Annotated in this window: 12 protein-coding genes; 6 read left to right on the top strand and 6 right to left on the bottom strand. The window is 67.9% G+C overall.

The features are described 5' to 3' along the window. Nucleotides 1-16: 16 nt before the first annotated feature. Together katE and VARPA_RS31295 are read right to left on the bottom strand one after the other, a co-directional pair. Nucleotides 17-2212, bottom strand: coding sequence for a catalase HPII (katE, locus tag VARPA_RS02670; RefSeq protein ID WP_013539002.1), 2196 nt, complete (start codon nt 2210-2212; stop codon nt 17-19). 64 nt (nt 2213-2276) lie between these two features. Continuing rightward, nucleotides 2277-2426, bottom strand: a complete 150-nt coding sequence (locus VARPA_RS31295) for a hypothetical protein (protein WP_013539001.1) — start codon at nt 2424-2426, stop codon at nt 2277-2279. 295 nt (nt 2427-2721) lie between these two features. Here VARPA_RS31295 and VARPA_RS02665 point away from each other — a divergent pair, with 295 nt between their 5' ends. Beyond that, nucleotides 2722-3540 (top strand): transglutaminase-like domain-containing protein, encoded by an 819-nt coding sequence (locus tag VARPA_RS02665; RefSeq protein ID WP_013539000.1) that lies wholly within the window; start codon nt 2722-2724, stop codon nt 3538-3540. 145 nt (nt 3541-3685) lie between these two features. Here VARPA_RS02665 and ligD read toward each other — a convergent pair whose 3' ends face one another. From ligD to VARPA_RS02650, 3 genes are all read right to left on the bottom strand, one after another. Then, complete coding sequence (gene ligD, locus VARPA_RS02660; RefSeq protein WP_013538999.1) at nt 3686-6295, bottom strand: DNA ligase D; 2610 nt, start codon at nt 6293-6295, stop codon at nt 3686-3688. A 12-nt stretch (nt 6296-6307) separates the two neighbouring features. Next, nucleotides 6308-7303 carry a Ku protein gene (locus VARPA_RS02655; RefSeq protein ID WP_013538998.1) on the bottom strand — a complete coding sequence of 332 codons (996 nt, stop codon included), beginning with the start codon at nt 7301-7303 and terminating at the stop codon, nt 6308-6310. Nucleotides 7304-7368: 65 nt separating this feature from the next. Then, nucleotides 7369-8370: a succinylglutamate desuccinylase/aspartoacylase domain-containing protein gene (locus tag VARPA_RS02650; protein ID WP_041942750.1), complete on the bottom strand. Its 1002-nt coding sequence runs from the start codon at nt 8368-8370 to the stop codon at nt 7369-7371. A 154-nt stretch (nt 8371-8524) separates the two neighbouring features. Between VARPA_RS02650 and VARPA_RS02645 the strand changes: the two genes are divergently transcribed. After that, the gene (locus tag VARPA_RS02645; RefSeq protein ID WP_013538996.1) at nt 8525-8797 is read left to right on the top strand and encodes a hypothetical protein; all 273 of its coding nucleotides are present in this window, start codon (nt 8525-8527) and stop codon (nt 8795-8797) included. On the opposite strand, the gene rpe is transcribed toward VARPA_RS02645, so the two are convergent. Further along, the gene (gene rpe, locus VARPA_RS02640) at nt 8787-9479 is read right to left on the bottom strand and encodes a ribulose-phosphate 3-epimerase (RefSeq protein ID WP_013538995.1); all 693 of its coding nucleotides are present in this window, start codon (nt 9477-9479) and stop codon (nt 8787-8789) included. The genes VARPA_RS02645 and rpe overlap by 11 nt on opposite strands. 60 nt (nt 9480-9539) lie before the next feature. Between rpe and apaG the strand changes: the two genes are divergently transcribed. The 4 genes from apaG (at nt 9540) to VARPA_RS02620 (ending at nt 14523) form a co-directional block, all read left to right on the top strand. Further along, complete coding sequence (gene apaG, locus VARPA_RS02635) at nt 9540-9935, top strand: Co2+/Mg2+ efflux protein ApaG (protein WP_013538994.1); 396 nt, start codon at nt 9540-9542, stop codon at nt 9933-9935. Between the two features lie 132 nt (nt 9936-10067). After that, the gene (locus VARPA_RS02630; RefSeq protein WP_013538993.1) at nt 10068-12050 is read left to right on the top strand and encodes a site-specific recombinase; all 1983 of its coding nucleotides are present in this window, start codon (nt 10068-10070) and stop codon (nt 12048-12050) included. After that, nucleotides 12047-13318 (top strand): cation:proton antiporter, encoded by a 1272-nt coding sequence (locus VARPA_RS02625; protein WP_013538992.1) that lies wholly within the window; start codon nt 12047-12049, stop codon nt 13316-13318. The genes VARPA_RS02630 and VARPA_RS02625 overlap by 4 nt, the downstream gene beginning before the upstream one ends. Next, a complete protein-coding gene (locus VARPA_RS02620) occupies nt 13315-14523 on the top strand; it encodes a YbdK family carboxylate-amine ligase (protein WP_013538991.1) in 1209 nt (402 codons plus the stop codon). The genes VARPA_RS02625 and VARPA_RS02620 overlap by 4 nt, the downstream gene beginning before the upstream one ends. Nucleotides 14524-14637 lie beyond the last annotated feature (114 nt).

The following is a 14637-nucleotide window of genomic DNA, read 5'->3' as shown; positions in this document are numbered from 1 at the left end:
GTTCGCCTCTACACATTTACGCCGGCACTGCGTCGATATTCGCCCGGTCCCAATGCCGATGCTTCCCAATCGCCGCAACGAAGTCCTGCGCGATCTGCTGGGCAGCCGTGGTGTCGCCCAGGTTGGTAACCGGCGTCGCGGCCACGACGACGCCCGCGGGCGCATCGCCGTCCGCGCCGACGCCCAGCGAAGCGAGCAGCTTCACGCCCTCGCCCACCGTGCAGATCGCCTTGCAGTGCTTGTAGGCCTCCAGGACGAAGTGCACCGCATCGCCGGTGGCCGACATCGTGGCCGCGCTGTCGGCGCCGGCCGGCACCAGCACCGCATCGAACATCACCGAGGGGGTGTTCGAGAAGGTCATCTCCACATCGATCTGCCGCTTGGACGCGCTGGCCACGGTGCCCAGGCGCGGGCCGACGATCTTGCATTGCGCGCCCGCCTGTTCGAGCGCTTCGCGGATCGGCTTGAGCGAAGCCGAATCGATGCCGTCGGCCACGAGAATCGCGATCTTCCGCGTGCGGATCGAGCCGTCGCCGGTGTCGGCCATGCTGAGCGCGGGCGACTCGTCGATGGGCAGGGCGATGCGGTGGTCGCGGAAACCCGCGCGTCCCGCCGCCGCCTTGGCATCGGGCTCGCCGATGCCCAGCGGCTCGGCCACACGGCGCGCGAGCTTCTCGTCCACGTGCGCGAGGTTGTCGACCATGCGCTGGCGGATCGCCGGCACCTCGAGCTTCGAAAGCTCGAAGCGGAAGGCCGCGATGATGTGTTCCTTCTCGGCCACGCTCTGGCTGTTGAAGAACAGGCGCGCCTGCGTGAAGTGGTCGTCGAACGAGGCGCTGCGGCGGCGCACCTTGGGCGCATCGATCGCTTCGGGGAACGACTGGAAGCCGTTGCTGCCGCCATCGACGCGAAACTCCGTGCCGCTGCCCAGCGTGTTGGGCTCGTAGGCCACCTGGCCGCGCGCGATGGTCTGGCGGTGCATGCCGTCGCGCTGGAAGTTGTGGAACGGGCACACGCCCTTGTTGATCGGCAGCTCGTGGAAGTTCGCACCGCCCAGGCGCGAGATCTGCGTGTCGGTGTACGAGAAGAGGCGCCCCTGCAGCAGCGGGTCGTTGCTGAAGTCGATGCCGGGCACCACGTGGCCGGGGTGAAAGGCCACCTGCTCGGTCTCGGCGAAGAAGTTGTCGGGGTTGCGGTCGAGCACCAGCTTGCCGATGCGCTGCACGGGCACCATTTCTTCGGGAATCAGCTTGGTGGGGTCGAGCAGGTCGAACCCGAGCGAGTGCTCCTTGTCGGCCGGAATGATCTGCACGCCGAGTTCCCACTCGGGAAAGTCGCCGTTCTCGATGGCTTCCCACAAGTCGCGGCGGTGGAAGTCGGCGTCCTTGCCGGCGATCTTCTGTGCCTCGTCCCACACCAGGCCGTGGATGCCGAGCTTGGGCTTCCAGTGGAACTTCACGAAGTGGCTTTCGCCGTGGCTGTTGACGAAACGGAAGGTGTGGACGCCGAAGCCTTCCATCATCCGGTAGCTGCGAGGAATGGCGCGGTCGCTCATCGCCCACATCAGCATGTGGGTGCTCTCGGGCATGAGCGAGGCGAAGTCCCAGAAGGTGTCGTGCGCGCTCGCGGCCTGCGGCATCGCGTGGTGCGGCTCGGGCTTGACCGCGTGGATGAGGTCGGGAAACTTCATCGCGTCCTGGATGAAGAACACCGGGATGTTGTTGCCCACGAGGTCGTAGTTGCCTTCCCGGGTGTAGAACTTGACCGCGAAGCCGCGCACGTCGCGCACCGTATCGGCCGATCCGCGCTCGCCGGCCACCGTCGAGAAGCGCACGAAAACGGGCGTCTTCACGTCCGGGTCCTGCAGGAAGTCGGCCGAGGTGAACTGCGACATCGACTTGTAGACCTGAAAGTAGCCGTGCGCCGCCGAGCCCCGCGCATGCACTGCGCGTTCGGGAATGCGCTCGTGGTCGAAGTGGGTGATCTTCTCGCGGAGGATGAAGTCTTCCAGGAGCGTGGGTCCCCGCACGCCCGCCTTCAGCGAGTTGTGGTTGTCCGGGATCTGCAGCCCCTGATTGGTGGTCAGGTGCGCGGGATGCTCGGTGGTGAAGCCATCGAGCTGCAGCTGCTTGGTGTTGCGGCCATCACCGGACTTGGCGGTCTTGGTGGCATTGGCGCGGCGACCTGCGGCGGCTTTGTTCTGTGGCGTCATCGGGGACCTGGAATCTTTCATGGAAAAACGGGAGAAGAAAAAAAGGCGCCTGGCCCCGGGGTCGTCAGCCCATTTCGTTGCTGTCGAGGAACATGTCGAGCACGTTCACCAGGGCGACCAGGCAGATGCAGCCGGCGACCGCGGCAACGGCCCACACCAGGATTTCGTCGCCCCACGCACCGGTGAGCGAATCGAACAGGGTTGCGAACTCCATGATTTCCCTCCAAGGAATCGATCTGTACAGACCTGGAAGGTTATGTTTTGCACCGTCTGTTACCCGTAGTGGCGCCCCGCCCTCGCATGTGGGAGGGCGCGCGCCCCGGGAGTAGGAGCACGACTACAGCGCATCGCGGCGGACTACGAGGGTTTGCGGGATGTGGCGCGCGGCTTCGGACACCCCGGTCGCATAGCATGTGCTGAAGACGGCACCGATCGTGCTTGTCGTGTTCTCGGCGTCTCTTGCGCACCGGTCGCCTCACCGGTTGGTTCATCCAGGGAAGAAATCCAAAATGCAGATCAGGATCGGCTACGACATCCAGCTGGGCGTCACCGCCCCCACCGCGCTGATCTACATGCTGCAGGTGCACCCTTCGCGCGCCGCCGACATCCAGGGCAGCGAGCACATCACCATCAGCCCGCCGCTGGTCACCGACCATTACCGCGACAGCTTCGACAACCATTGCGCGCGCGTGCAGGTGCCTCTGGGCGTGAGCAGCGTGCGGCTGCGCAACACGGCGACCGTGTTCGACACCGGCGCGCCCGACCCGGTCGACCTGGGCGCCATCGAGCACGCGCCGGCCGACCTGCCGGTGGGCACATTGCCTTTCGTGCTGCCCAGCCGCTACTGCGAGGTCGACAGCGAACTGCTGCAGTTCGCCTGGGCCAACTTCGCGAACGTGGCACCGGGCTGGAACCGCGTGCAGGCGATCTGCAACTTCGTGCACGGCCACCTGCGCTTCGACTACCAGAACGCCCGCGCCACACGCACCGCGCTCGAGGGCTTTCGCGAGGGCACGGGCGTGTGCCGCGACTTCGCGCACCTGGCGATCACGCTGTGCCGCTGCATGAACATTCCGGCGCGCTACGTGACCGGCTATCTGGGCGACATCGGCATTCCGCCGGTGCGCTATCCGATGGACTTCAGCGCGTGGTTCGAGGTGTACCTGGGCGACCGCTGGCACACCTTCGATGCGCGCCACAACACGCCGCGCATCGGCCGCATCGTGATGGCGCGCGGGCGCGACGCGGCGGACGTGCCGATCACGATGGTGTTCGGCGCGAACACGCTGGAGCGCTTCGATGTGACGACCGAAGAAGTGCTGCAGTAGGCGGTTCGGTATTCGCTCCTTCCCCTTCCGGGGGAAGGCTGGGATGGGGGCAGGCCTTCAATGAGGCGCCGTGCTGTTGTGCAGGCCGTCGTGTGCCCCCACCCCAACCCCTCCCCCGGGAAGGGGAGGGAGAAAAACCGGGGCGCTACGCCGGTTTGTAGTCGAGCATCTTCATCGCCGCGGCGATGCCTTTTCGGCTGCGCTCCATCGCCGCCCACGGCTTGTTGCCCGTGGCGAGGCGCTCGGCCACGTTGGCGACGGTCCATTGCGCGGCGCCGGTCAGGGCGGGCAACTCCTCCCACGCCACCGGCACCGACACGCCCAGCCCCGGGCGCGACCGCGCCGACCACGCGCTGACCGTGGTCGCGCCGAAGCCGTTGCGCAGGTAATCCACGAACACCTTCCCCACGCGGTTGCGCGGCCCGCTCTTGGCGACGAAGCGGTCCGGAATCGTCTTCGCCAGGTGCACCACCACGGCCTGCGAGAACCCCTTGACCTCGTCCCAGCCGTACTGCCGGCGGATCGGCACCACCACATGCATCCCCTTGCCGCCGCTGGTCTTCAGGAACGACGGCAGGCCCAGTTCGTCGAGCAGCGTGCGCACCAGCAGCGTCGCTTCCTGGATCTGCGGCCAGCCCACGCCTTCGCCGGGGTCCAGGTCGAAGGTCATGCGGTCGGGCCGGTCGATGGCGCGCGAGGTGGCGTTCCAGGTGTGCAGCTCGATGACGTTCATCTGCGCGGCGCCGATGAGCCCGGTCTTGCTGTCGATCTGCAGCAGCGGCTCGTGGCCCGGATCGAGCGCGGGGTCCAGCAGGTTGACGCCGGGTATCTCGCGGTTCTGGATGTGCTTCTGGAAGAACAGCTCGCCGCCCACGCCGTCGGGCGCGCGCACCAGCGACACCGGCCGCCCGCGCAGGTGCGGCAGCATGAGCGTGCCCACCGCGTCGTAGTAGGCGGCGAGTTCGCCCTTGGTGATGCCGCTCTTCGCATCGATCACGCGGTCGGCGTGGGTGATCTTCAGCGCCATGGATTTCCTTGCTCCTTGCTTCTTCGCGGGTGTGTCGGTTGATGCTTCGGTTGATGTCTCGGGCGATGTCTCGGAAGGCGCCGCCCGTTCGCGCACGATGCCGCGCGCGGGCTTGTCGGTGCGCAGCCCCTGGAATACCGCCTGGCGCACGCGGTCTTCGCGCGTCCATTCGCCGAAAGAGACTTCGGCCACCAGCGTGGGCTTGACCCATTGCGCCTTCGCATTCGCGCCGTCCGGCATGGGCTTGAAGGGACAGTCGTCGGTGGCCAGCCTGTCCAGCCGCGCCTTGATGTCGGCGAGCCGATCCGCGTTGAATCCGGTGCCCACGTTGCCGCAATAGCGCAGCCGCCCCTTGTCGTCGTGCACGCCCAGCAGCAGCGCGCCGAACCCCGAGCGCGAACCCTTGGGCGCGGTGTAGCCGCCGATCACGAACTCCTGGCGCTGCTGGTTCTTGAGCTTGATCCAGTCGGCCGAGCGGCGCGACACGTACGGCGAGCCCTTCCGCTTGCCGACGATGCCCTCGAAGCCGATGCGCGCGGACGACGCAAGCAGGTCGCGCGGCGACGCATCGAAGGCCTCGCTCAGGCGCAGCGTCGCCGGTGGCCGCTTGCCGAGCAGGCGGGCCAGGTGCGCACGTCGCTCCTCGACCGGCTCGTCGCGCAGGTCCTGCCCATCGAGAAAGGGCGCATCGAACAGCCAGTAGACGATGGATGAAGTCGCACCGCGGTCGAAGGCGTTCTGCAGCGCCTGGAAATCGGGCGCGCCGTTGCCCCCTTCCACGGTGATCTCGCCGTCGAGCCAGGCCGAATCGGTGGGTAGCTTGGCGAGGGCCTTGGCGATGACGGGCAGCTTGTCGGTCCAGTCATGGCCGTTGCGGGTGAAGCAGCGCACCTTGCCCTTGTCGATGCGCGCGAGCAGGCGGTAGCCGTCGAACTTGAGTTCGTAGAGCCAGTCGTCGGGCGATGACGGAGGCGAAGCGGCGAGGACCGCGAGCTGCGGTTGAAGGGTGGCGGGCAAGGCGGCCTTCTTCTTGACCTCCTTCTTGACCTCCTTCTTTGCCGCTTTCTTCTCGGGCTTCTTCGCCGCGGCCTTTTTGGCGGGCGCCGCCTTCTTCGGCGGACTGTCCACCTCGTCCAAGCCGCGGCCGGTCAGCACGCTCGCGGGTTGCTCTTCGAGCACGTCGTAATCGGCAAGATCGCGCGCCGCGTCGTCGCGCTCCTTGATGAGCAGCCACGGCTCTTGCTTCTCGTCGCCCTTGCCGCGCATGCGCACCAGCGTCCAGTGGCCCTTGAGCTTTTCGCCGCGCAGCTCGAACTTGAGCTTGCCGGCCGCGAGCGCCTTGCGCGCGTCGGCTTCGCTACCCCCCTCCGGCAGCCAGTCGCCTCGGTCCCACACGATGACGGTGCCGGCACCGTATTGCTTCGGCGGAATGGTGCCCTCGAAGTCCGCATACGAAATCGGATGGTCCTCGACATGCACCGCCATGCGCTTGACCGTCGGATCGAGGCACGGTCCTTTCGGCACGGCCCAGCTCTTGAGCGTGCCGTCGAGTTCGAGCCGGAAGTCGTAGTGCAGGCGGCTCGCGTGGTGCTTCTGGATGACGAAGGAGAGCACGCCCTGGCCCGCGCGGCCGCCCTCCTTGGGCTCCGGCGTGCGCGAGAAATCGCGCTTGCCGTGGTAGCGGGAAAGCGCCTTGCGCGCGGTCGATGCGGTGCGGGTTGTTCCCATGGCGAAGGCACCTCAGGCTGCGCGGCGATGGCGTGTGGCGGTCTTCGAGGCCGCTTTCGAAGCGGCCTTTGCGGCGGGCTTGCGCTTCCTGGCCGCCGGCTTGGCGCGAGGCGCGGGCGCGTCGCCTTCTTTGTCGTCGTCCTCGTCCTCATCGTTGGCCACGGCCTTCGTCTTGCCGCCCTTGCTGCGCAGGCTGCGCTGCAGCAGCTCGGTGAGGTCGATGATCTTGGCGCCCTTGCCTTCGGTGGACTGGCCCTCTTCGGGGTCAGGCTGCGTCACCGTCTCGGTCTGGCCTGCCTTCACCTTGCGATCGACCAGCCGCAGGATCTCGTCCTTGAACTCGTCCTTGTATTCCATCGGGTCCCACTCGCCGCTCATGTCCTCCACGAGCTGCTGGGCCATCTTGAGCTCGCGGTCGGTGAGCCCCGCCTTCTTCGCATCTTCGGACGGCAGCGGCAGGTCGTTCCACGGGCGGATGTCGGCGCCCCAGCGCAGCAGGTTCAGCACGAGGCCGGGGCCGACGGGCACCAGCACCGCCAGGTGCTGCTTGGTCTGGATCACGACGCGCGCCACGCCCACGCGCTCGCTGCGCTGCAGCGTCTCGCGCAGCAGCGCGTAGACCTTCGCGCCCTTGTTGATCGGCGCCACGTAATAGGGCCGCTCCAGGTACACGAACGGAATGCCGTTCGCGGGCACGAAGGTCTCGATTTCGATGGTCTGCGTGGTCTTGGGATAGGCGGCCGCGATTTCCTTGTCGCTGAGCACCACGTACTCGCCGTCCTCGTACTCCACGCCCTTGACGATGTTCTCGCGCGTGATTTCCTTGCCGGTCTTCTTGTTGATGCGCTTGTAGCCGACCGGGTCCATGCTGCGCTTGTCGAGCCAGTCGAAGTCGATGCCGTGGTCGGTGGTGGCCGAATAGAGCGCCACCGGGATGTGGACGAGGCCGAAGCTGATCGCGCCCTTCCACAGGACGCGCGGCGCGGGGGCTTTCTTCGAGACGGGCATGGGCACACTCCTTCAGGTTCGGAATGTGTGCCGCGCCCCAGGCCGCGCGGTGTAGGAACGCGGCCTCAGGCCGTGCCGGTCACCGGCCCGAGGACGCGCTCGCTCGGGTGCGCGAAGTAGAACCACTCGGTGCCCGGCAGCGCGAGCGCATTGGGGAACACGATGAAGCCGTCGTCCGGCGCGTTCAGCATCGTGCCGTCGTGGCGCATGCCGATGGGCTCGCCGCGCCGCACCTCGTCGAAGGTGGCCCAGTCGCGCACGAAGCTGTCTTCTTCATGCAGCCGGTCGGTCACGCTGGCCAGGCGCAGCAGCTTCGGCGGCTGCGCCGGCGCGCCCGAGAGCCCGGGCGGCAAGGCGGCCATGCCCAGCAGCGCGAGCGTGCGGCGGATGGCGCGCCACGCCACCTCGGGCGCCTGGGGGTCGTCGTGCTGGCCGCATTCGAGCGTGACGCCGTAGCCGCCGCAGCTGCGGATGTATTCGTTGGTGCCGCGGCCGAAGTCGAGCGCGGCCTCGTCGGCCGGCGCGCCGCCGGCGCGCTGCGCGAGGCCGGCGGCGTAGATGTCGAGCCAGCCTTCCACCACGATCGGCGTGCCGATGTGCAGCGCGAGCTGGCCCTCTTCGTACGAGCGGGCGAAGGGCTCCAGCGTGCCGGTGTTGTCGCGCGGGCCGATCATCGCGAAGGCCTCGCCCTCGCTCTGGAAGGAGTGCAGGTCGAGCAGCACCTCGTGGCGCGCGATGACCGGCGCGAGGCGGTTGGTGATGCAGGCTTCGTAGTCGGCGGGTTCGTCGGTCGGGCGGAACAGGCGGTTGAGGTTGCGCTCGCCTTCGCGCTGCAGGCGCCGGCGCGCGAGCGGGTTGGCCACGGGCACCAGCGTCAGCTCGCCACGCTGCAACTGCAGCGTGCCGGCATCGAACTCGGCCAGGATGCGCTCGATGCCCGCGGTGCCGCAGGTCTCGTTGCCGTGCACGCCGCCGATCACGAGCAGGCGCGGACCAGGGTGGAGCGAGGCGAAGGTGTGGATGCGCAGGCTGTCGGTCGCCACGCCGGCAAAAGGATCGGAAGACATGCGGGGATTATTGCGGAGGCCCTTCCACCGGCGCAAAGCCGCTATCCGTTTCATAGCACCCGAGCGGCGACCTACAGGGCCTGCCTTGCATGTCCTACCGCCGCGGCGCGCCGTGCGGGGCAGGCTGCAAGGCAACGCACGAAGGAGCCATCGCATGACCCAAGCCAAGCCCAGCAAGACCCCGCCCACCGACCCGAAAGACCCGTCGAAGGACGCGGGCGGCGGCAAGACCAAGGTCGAGCAGGGCGGCGAATCGGCGCCGCGCCTGCCGCACGAGCGAGACCAGTCCTCGGACAGCCAGCAGACCCAGGACGGTAAACCCACCAAGGTAGGCCGCCAGGCGCACGACGACGTGGAACGCGGCGTGGTCGACACCGACCGCGGGCCGGAGGCCGACCGCGTCTACAACGACAAGATCAAGCGCTGACGCCGGCCAGGTTCTTGCGCATCTCGCCAATCACCGCGCCATAGTCCTTGGCGTTGAAGATCGCGCTGCCGGCCACGAAGGTGTCGGCGCCGGCCGAGGCCACGCGCGCGATGTTGTCGGCCTTGATGCCGCCATCCACTTCGAGGCGGATGTCGCGTCCGCTCTGCTCGATGCGCTTGCGCGCGAGTTCGATCTTGCGCAGCGCCGAGTCGATGAAGCTCTGGCCGCCGAAGCCGGGGTTCACGCTCATGATGAGGATGAGGTCGATGTCGTCGATGGCCCAGTCCAGCGCTTCGAGCCCCAGCCCCGGATTGAACACCAGCCCCGCCTTGCAGCCCGCGGCCTTGATGGCCTGGATGCTGCGGTGCACATGGGGCGACGCGTCGGGGTGGAAGCTGATGTAGTCGGCGCCCGCTTGCGCGAAAGAGGCCGCCAGGGCGTCGACCGGCTGGATCATCAGGTGCACGTCGATGGGCACCGGGGTGCCGTCCGCCGTCTTGGCGTAGGGCTTGAGCGCCTGGCAGATCATCGGGCCGAAGGTCAGGTTCGGCACGTAGTGGTTGTCCATCACGTCGAAGTGGATCCAGTCGGCGCCGGCGGCGATCACGTCGGTCAGTTCCTGGCCGAGGTGCGCGAAATCGGCGGAAAGGATGGAGGGGGCGATGCGGAACGGGGTGCTCATAACCCCGGATTCTCGCAGCGAGCGGAAGTCCGAGGAAAGGCCTCCGTTACCATCCGCCCCATGTCACACAGCCCCTTCAGCGTCCAGGTCGAACCGCGTTACCTGGCCGACCAGTCCTCCCCGAAGGACGACGTCTACACCTTCTCCTACACGATCACCATCACCAACGTGGGCACGGTGGGCGCGCAACTGATCGCGCGCCACTGGCTCATCAATGACGCCTCGGGCCACCCGCAGGAAGTGAAGGGCCTGGGTGTGATCGGCCAGCAGCCGCTGCTGGCGCCCGGCGAATCGTTCCGCTACACCAGCGGCTGCAGGCTCCAGGCGGCGAGCGGCACGATGCACGGCAGCTTCTTCGTGGTGACCGAGGAAGGCGAGCGCTTCGACGTGCCGGTTCCCATGTTCGTGCTCGAAGCAGACATCGGCGGTGCACCCGTTTCACGGGTGCTGCACTAGGCACGCCCCCGGGCTTCGCACACTTCGTCTTGCCTCTCCTTGCCCCTCGCCGGGGGCAGCACCAGCGGCCCGGCGAAGCCGGCTCCGCGGTGCTCCCGCGCTGACTTTCCTCTCCTCTCCTTTCCTTTCACCATGGCTGCAGCATCGCGCGACTTGCAGGGGCTGCTTGCCGGCCTCGACCCCACGGCCGATGTGGCGCAGCGCCACATCTGGCTCATCAATCTTTTCGACTGGCTGCGCGGCGACCGCGCCTCGCCGCAGGCGGCCATGGGCCGGGTGTCGCTGCTGCTCGATGCCGTCGAGGCGCGGCCCGAGTTGCGCGAGCGCCTGCGCGCCTGGTGGCGGGTGTTCACGCAATCGGTCGACCTGACCACGCTCCTGGCCGACTACGGCTTCGCGCCGCGCACCGCGTTCGTGAGCGAATTGAGCGAGCGGCTGCGCCGGAAGATCCTGCCTGGTACGCCCGAGACCACCGATGCCTCGGACCTGTTCCGCATGGTGCTGCCCGGCGTGTTCGACGCGGGCTGGATCGCGCTGCTCGATGACACCCAGCTCGCCCGCATCGGCGCGCTGCTGGCCGATGCCACCGTGGACACCGACGGCTCGCCGCGCTGGCGCCATACCGTGATGGACGCGGTCACCTACTGCGGCAGCCAGGTGGTGGCGGCCGGTTTCTCGCCCGAGCTGCGCCTGCGCATCAGCGCGGAGCACCACGAGAACCGCCCTTTCCACGCGCTGATGGCCGACCTGGACGAACTGCGCGAGCAGATGTTCGAGCAGCCCGAAGGCGAAGAAAGCGACGAGGCCCTGCAGGCCGCCTTCGTCGCCTTCCGCGACCGGCTCGACGCCTGCCGCGCCAGCGCCTCGTCGGTCTACACGCACCTGGAGGACAACGGCATCTCGGTCGGCCTGGTGTTCCGGCTGCGCCAGTTGCGCGAGCGCGTGCTGCGCATCCGCGAGCTGCTCGACTGCCTGATGTCGCCCTCGCCCGCGCCCAGCGTGGCGCGGCTCATCGGCAAGCTGGTGCTCGCAGGCGGCGAGCGCAACAGCATCCGCGCGCTCGTTGCCACGAACTCGTCGATGCTCGCGGCCAAGGTGACCGAGCGCAGCGCCGAGACCGGCGAGCACTACATCACCCGCGACCGCGCGAGTTACCTGCAGATGGTGAAGAAGGCCGCGGGCGGCGGCGCGCTCACGGCCATGACGGTGCTGCTGAAGTTCGGCATCTACGCGCTGGCGCTGTCGGCCTTCTGGGCCGGCCTCGCCTCGGGCCTGATGTATGCGGCGAGCTTCGTCGCGATCCAGTTGCTGCACCTGACGCTGGCCACCAAGCAGCCCGCGATGACGGCGCCGGCGCTCGCGGCGCGGCTGCGCGACATCAAGGCGGACGGCGCGGTGGACCATTTCGTCGACGAGGTGGCCAACCTCGTGCGCTCTCAGGTGGCGGCGGTGCTGGGCAACGTGCTGGTGGTGGTGCCGGCGATGATCGCACTCGCGCTCCTGGTGCAGTACGCGCTCGGACGGCCGCTGCTGGACGCGGCGCACGCCGCGGCCACGCTGCATTCGCTCTCGCTCGCCGGGCCGACCGCGCTTTTCGCGGCAATCACCGGCATCCTGCTGTTTTCGGCCAGCATCGTCGCCGGATGGACAGAAAACGCCTTTGTCCTGCATCGCCTGGACTCCGCCATGCGTTACAACCCACGCATCGGCGCCTTTCTGGGTGCCGCCCGGGCTCGCCGCTGGGCCACCTTCATGCGCACACACATCTCAGGCTTCGCCTCCAACATCTCGCTGGGACTCATGCTGGGCCTGCTGCCCGCGTTCGCGGGTTTCTTCGGGCTCGGGCTGGATGTGCGCCACGTGACACTCTCGGCCGGGCAGATTGCCGCAGCCACGGCGTCCACGGGCCTGTCGGTGCTGCAGCAGCCCGCCCTCTGGTGGGCGGTGGCGGCGATCCCGGTGATCGGCGCGCTCAATGTGAGCGTGAGTTTCTATTTCGCATTCCGCCTTGCGCTGCGCGCGCACAGCGTGAGCCTTGGTGACCGCGCCCGCATCCGCAGCGCCATCTGGGCGCGCTGGCGCAGCCGGCCTGTGAGCTTTTTTCTACCTGCATGAATTTGACGAGCTTCATCAACGATCTGCTGGGCTTCTGGTCCGAATGGGTGCGCCCTTCGGCGGGCCTGCCCACCGTGCTGTGGTCGCTGCTGCTGGCGGCCGCTGCGGCCTCCGGCCACCTGGTTCAACGCTACCTGGGGCTGCCCAAGGTGATCGGCTATTCGCTGGTCGGCGCGGTCGTCGGCTTTGCCGGCTTCGAAGGCGCGATCTGGCCGCTGCGCGGCATCAGCCTCTTCCTTCTTGAACTGGGCGTGGCCGTGGTGCTGTTCGAGGCTGGCGGCCGGCTGCCGCTGCGCTGGTTCCGCCACAACCCGATGGTGCTGGTGCAGAGCCTGCTCGAAGCCACACTGACCTACTTCGGCGTGTATTGGGTGCTCACGCTGCTGGGCCTGCCCGAGCCGGTGGCCAACCCGATCGCGCTGATGGCCATCGTCGCTTCGCCGGCCGTGCTGAGCCGCGTGATCATCGACACGCGCGCCGCGGGCCCCGTCACCGAACGCGCGATGACGCTGGCCACGCTCAACACCTTCTACGCGCTCGCACTCGGCTACGCGCAGGCCGGCCTGATCGAGCGCGCACCGCAGACGATGCTGCAGAAGCTCTACCCGGTGGCGGTGGTACTCGGCCTCTCGTTCGTGGTCGGTGCGCTGATGGCGCTTGCGCTTCGCTCCGCGTTGCGCGTGATGAGCCCGACGAGCGAGAACACCTCGATCCTGCTGCTGGCGATCATCGCGGCCGGCGCGGCGCTCACCGCGCACGTCGGCGGCTCGGCACCGCTTGCTGCGCTGATCGGCGGCGTGCTGCTCAAGACCCTCAATCCCAAGCCCTGGGCATGGCAGCGGCAACTCGGCACCGCCGCGTCGCTGCTCACCATGCTGATGTTCGTGCTGGTCTCCATCGTGGCGGCGCAAGCCGACTGGACATTGCCGGTGGCCAGCGTGGTGCTGGCCGTGATCGGCGTGCGCATGATCGCCAAGATCTCCGGCGTGGCCATCGCCAATCCCGGCAGCGGCGCGAGCTGGAAGCAGGCCTTCTGGGTCGGCTGCGCAATGTCGCCGCTGTCGTCGATCGCCCTTTTGATCGCATCGAATTTCGCCACCGCGTCGCCGCTGCTCGGCACCATGATCACGCAGGTCGCCCTGCCGTCGATCCTGCTGATGGAAGTGGTCGGCGCCGTGCTGGCCACCGTGGCCATTCACGCGGTCGGAGAGAGTTCGGTGCCCTGGGCGCCCCAGGCCTTCAGCACCACCGAGGACACGCAGCGATGAGCACCGCCCTCCAGACCCCCATCGATCCGGACAGCGACGACGTGCGCTCGGCGCCGCTTGCGGCCGACCCCGACAGCCGCGCGGTCAAGCTCGAGCCGTTCAACAAGTCCGAGGCGCTGTCGCTCGGCGTCGAACTCGAGCTGCAGCTCGTGAACACGCACGACTACGACCTCGCGCCCTACGCCGAGGACATGCTGCGCCTGATGGCGCAGACGCCGCTGCCCGGCAGCGTCGTGCCCGAGATGACCTCGAGCATGATCGAGATATCCACCGACATCTGCCACTCGGCGGCCGATGTGATCAAGCAGCTCTCGCCGATCCGCGAGGCGCTCATCAAGAACGCCGACAAGCTCAACATCGCGGTGGTCGGCGGCGGCACGCATGCATTCCAGCAATGGCACGAGCGGCGCATCTACGACAAGCCGCGCTTTCGCGAACTCTCGGAGCTGTACGGCTACCTCTCCAAGCAGTTCACCATCTTCGGCCAGCACGTGCACATCGGCTGCCCCGATGCGGATGCGGCGCTGTTGATGCTGCATCGCATGTCGCGCTACATCCCGCACTTCATCGCGCTGTCGGCCTCGTCGCCGTTCGTGCAGGGGCAGGACACGCAGTTCGACTCGGCACGCCTGAACTCGGTGTTCGCGTTCCCGCTCTCGGGCCGCGCGCCGTTCACCACGAGCTGGAAGGAGTTCGAGGCCTACTTCGAGCGCATGACCCGCACCGGCGTCGTGCGCAGCATGAAAGACTTCTACTGGGACATCCGTCCCAAGCCCGAGTTCGGCACCATCGAGATCCGCGTGTTCGACACGCCGCTCACGGTGGAGCGCGCCGCCGCGCTCGCGGGCTATGTGCAGTCGCTCGCCGCATGGTTCCTGCAGGAGCAGCCCTTCGAGCCGAGCGAGGACGACTACCTCGTCTACACCTACAACCGCTTCCAGGCCTGCCGCTTCGGGCTCGATGCGGTGTACGTCGATCCGGCCAGCGGCCAGCACATGCCGCTGCGCGACCACATCCTGATGACGATGACGCAGCTCGAATGGCACAGCGAAGCGCTCAACGCCACGCAGGCGCTGGGCGAACTGCGCACCAGCGTGGAGGCCAACCGCAACGACGCGCGATGGCTGCGGGAGAAGCAGGGGAAGGAGCGGCTGCTGGCGGAGGTGGTGAGGCAGGCGGCGCTCAGGTTCCGCGGCGCGGCCTGATCCGTTTTGCTCCTTCCCCCTTTGGGGGAAGGTTGGGATGGGGGCGGGCAGAGCGCCCGATGGATACGCCGCGAGCCCCCACCCCTGCCCTCCCCCGGAAGGGGAGGGAGAAAA

The organism is Variovorax paradoxus EPS (assembly GCF_000184745.1).
GTDB classification, from domain to species: Bacteria; Pseudomonadota; Gammaproteobacteria; order Burkholderiales; family Burkholderiaceae_C; genus Variovorax; species Variovorax paradoxus_C.
This window is presented reverse-complemented; position numbering and strand designations above follow the sequence as displayed.